The sequence below is a fragment of the Prevotella sp. KH2C16 genome, assembly GCF_900113305.1.
Lineage (GTDB): Bacteria > Bacteroidota > Bacteroidia > Bacteroidales > Bacteroidaceae > Prevotella.
The window spans coordinates 1-3,512 of record NZ_FOOW01000045.1 but is presented as its reverse complement, the minus strand read 5'-3'; the positions used below and the strand labels follow the sequence as shown (position 1 = coordinate 3,512).

The following is a 3,512-nucleotide window of genomic DNA, read 5'->3' as shown; positions in this document are numbered from 1 at the left end:
ACGGCCATTATGAATACAACTTTATTATGGAAAGTCTTCTGAGAAGTCCATTGATATCTAATGATATGAACATATAACTTTACAGTTAGACTTTCCATAATAATTACTTACCATACCCTTTCAGCCATTGAAGAAGACTTACGTTACCTTCCCATTGTGCCTTATTCGCATCGTTTGATGTTATGGTCAATGACACTTTTTCAAGTGCTTTTCTTTTCGCATTGGAATCTGTACGAGCATATATTTCGGTTGTTTCGATAGATACATGTCCCAACAAATCTCTTATATATACCAAATTTACACCTGCTTGCAGAAGATGCATCGCTTTGCTGTGACGAAGCATGTGACAGCTTATTCTCCCGGGTATGATTTCTTTATTCTTCTTCCTTGCCAAATCCGAATATGTCTTCAGAATATATGTAATTCCCGCTCTTGTAAGCCTTTCTCCTCGGGTATTGTAGAATAGAGGATGCTGAATGGAGGCACTTTTCAAAACATGCTGCTCGCTTTTTAAATAAATGCGGAGTATGTCCACGATGCTCTTGAACAGAGGGACAATGCGGGTTTTTCGCCCTTTGCCTACAATTCGGATAGTATATGGCTCAACATCCAGTCTGACGGAGTCTACAGTCAGGTCTGCGAGTTCCTGTACCCTCATTCCCGTTTCATACATTAGAGCCAATATCGCCAAGTGCCTCTGTCCTTTTGGCGTGTTCGCATCAGGCTGTTCCAACAAAAGTTTAACACCTTCTAATGGCAAGTAATTAAGTTTGCGCTCCATATCCCTCATTGCCGGAATTGAACGGATTTTCTGCCATAGTTCCATTCTTCCGACTTCAACATATTGCAACCATGTTGAAAATGATTTCATAACGGCCAGACGCTGATTCCTTGTCTTTGCGGAACAATGTTTCTCGTCAGTAAGATGATTAAGAAAGCAGAGTACGTTGTCCTTAGTGAAGTTTTCCAATCTGAGTTTTTCCACCTTTATTCCTTTCTTGTCTCTCATAAACTCAATATATTGAACAAAAGCATTCCTGTACGACAAGATTGTATTAGGACTGACATTTCGTTCATATGGCAGATACTCTGATAAATATCTGCTAAGTTGTTTTGCAAAATCGGTATCTGTTCTCATCGTCAATCGAGTATTACGTTATAAATGAAGGCATCCATTCCCGTACTTTTCTGTGCCACCTCGGGATACATCGCCTGTGTCAGTCTCACATATTTTTCCGTCGACCTTAACGTACGATGCCCTAATGCGGCAGACAGTATGGGAAGACATGTGTAGAGATCCATGCCTTGATGAACCATTTGCAGCATGGCGTGTACTGCGAAAGTATGCCGCAAATCATGTATGCGCGGCCCTTTTTTGTCGCCGACAAACTTTATATCGCACCTGTCAAGTATTGCCCTGAAATAAAATCTGACAGAATAGGATCTGACTGGGAGACCATCCAGCTTTATAAAATAGGAATTGCCGGAACCGGTAATCTTATTGACCGGTATTCTATTCCTGAACGTCTCATACCGCCGTAGTTCTACGATCATATCATCTCCAAGAGGCACAAGTCTTTCATGACCGTTCTTTGTTTTTCGGAGATGGATATAATGCCTGTCAAGAAAGACATCCTCGTTTTTGAGTGTTGTCGCTTCTGACACTCTCATCCCGGTGCTATATAGTAACCTCAGTATGACAGGTATTGCCATCAATGCCGCATTTATATAGTTTTTGCCATTCCCGAGTTTGTCAGACTCCTCAAATATCCTCTTCATTTCCTCTTTGCTATATATGTAAGGAGTGAAACTTGACGGCTTGTATCTCGGCAATCTCGGGATATTGCATTCACAGCCGTGCCGCCCCATAAGTATTGCCAGCTCTCTCCAAACGCAGAATTTATGGTAAATGGTGGTTTCACTATCATTTACTCTGCCCTTTCGCCACTCCTTTATCATTTCTTCACTTATACAGGGGTTCCGTAAATCCCAGCCAATGGCAAAATCATCAAATTCTTTCAATATGTATTTCATTTGTTGGGCTGAATATCCAAAGGAGAACCTGACGTTCAGCATAATGTCCATGTATGGAGCTAAAACGCTCTTGTATTCAACTTGTTTAGTCATAAAAATATCCTCCTTTCTGCATATAAAAACTGTCCGATATTGAAGGAACCGGAAGAGAACATTTCCTCATAGATTGAATATCCACATTAATATATGACATGGTTGACTGGCTGTTTCTATGCCCAAGTGACTCAGATATTACGGGAATAGAGGAACCGTCTGCCAGCATGGCTGTCGCGAGGGAATGCCGAAGACAATGGGATCCGTGATGGCGTCCGTTGATTTCGACACCGGATCTGCATATTATTTTTGAAATGATACATCCGATAGTACTTCCACATAGTTTTTCAAATGGCGGATGGCAAGATAGGAACACCACTTCCTCATTGGACTTCTTCCTTCCGTATCGTAAATATTCAATTATGGCATTCCCCACATCGACAAGCAGGGGCAATTCCACTTTCCTGCCGGTCTTTTGGGTGATTATTGTAATTAGGTTCTTTTCCCAATCTATATCTGAGAATTTAACATTGGCAATATCGTGGGCTCTTAGCCCCAGCCGTGAAGCCAAAAGTAGGATGGCATAGTTCCGTTTTCCGACAGAACTGCTCCTTTTTACAGACTGTTCCACTAAACGAACTTCGTCTGTGGTGTAGAATGAGTATACACGTTCCTTTTGCTTGACCTTGTAATTCTTAAAGAAATCCAGCCACGTCGGATTGATGATGTGTTCAGAAATCCAATAAAGGAAAAGGGTTTTTACGGAGTGAAAGACCTGTGGCTTGTTTGAAGGATATGCGGTGACAAAGGAGGTAATCGAAGCTTCGTCTATTTCTTCAATCCGTGAAAGCCCACGATTTTGCAGATGTTTCTGAAAGCCGCTAAGAATTCTTCTGTAGTCACCTAATGTTTTAGGGCTTCTACGCAGTTCCTTGAGATGGCTGAGATATTTTTCCATTTCCGTGGTGAGAAAACCTTTCAGTTCATACTGAACATGGCACCAATTCCTTCTTCGGATTTCTCCGTTTTCAAGCATGTCATTCAGTATCCTTATACTGAGAAGTTTCTCTTTAAGTACAGGCCTCGTAGGCTCACTGGCAATAAGTTCTTGCACGAACAATTCACCAACATCAGAAGTATATACTGATTTACCAGAATTGTTCATGAACTTTACAATTCCACTTGTCCATAATCGTTGGATTTCTTTGATGCGATTTGGTGTATAACCTCTCGCGGAAAGATAATCAACACATCTGTTGATTAATGTTTGAATTTCCTGTTGTTCCATAGGTCTAATATTTATGATTGAACATATATTATTAGACCGTATTTATTATGGAAAGTTATAATGTAAAGTAGATAAATTCATATTACGTGGATATTCGTATTTTCAATTGGAATTAGAAAAAGACTTTCCATAATAAAGTTGTATTCATAATGGCCGT

3 protein-coding genes are annotated in these 3,512 nt (G+C 40.5%); all 3 read right to left on the bottom strand.

What is annotated here, in order from left to right; genetic code table 11:
- Positions 1-103: 103 nt before the first annotated feature.
- The 3 genes from BM114_RS13910 to BM114_RS13900 are packed head-to-tail and all read right to left on the bottom strand — an operon-like array spanning position 104 to position 3,355.
- On the bottom strand, positions 104-1,138 hold the full coding sequence (locus tag BM114_RS13910; protein WP_092114324.1) for a site-specific integrase: 1,035 nt from the start codon (positions 1,136-1,138) through the stop codon (positions 104-106).
- 2 nt (positions 1,139-1,140) lie between these two features.
- Positions 1,141-2,127, bottom strand: coding sequence for a tyrosine-type recombinase/integrase (locus BM114_RS13905; protein ID WP_092114322.1), 987 nt, complete (start codon positions 2,125-2,127; stop codon positions 1,141-1,143).
- Positions 2,120-3,355: a site-specific integrase gene (locus BM114_RS13900; RefSeq protein ID WP_092114321.1), complete on the bottom strand. Its 1,236-nt coding sequence runs from the start codon at positions 3,353-3,355 to the stop codon at positions 2,120-2,122. Before BM114_RS13900 ends, BM114_RS13905 begins: the two co-directional genes overlap by 8 nt.
- Between the last annotated feature and the right edge of the window lie 157 nt (positions 3,356-3,512).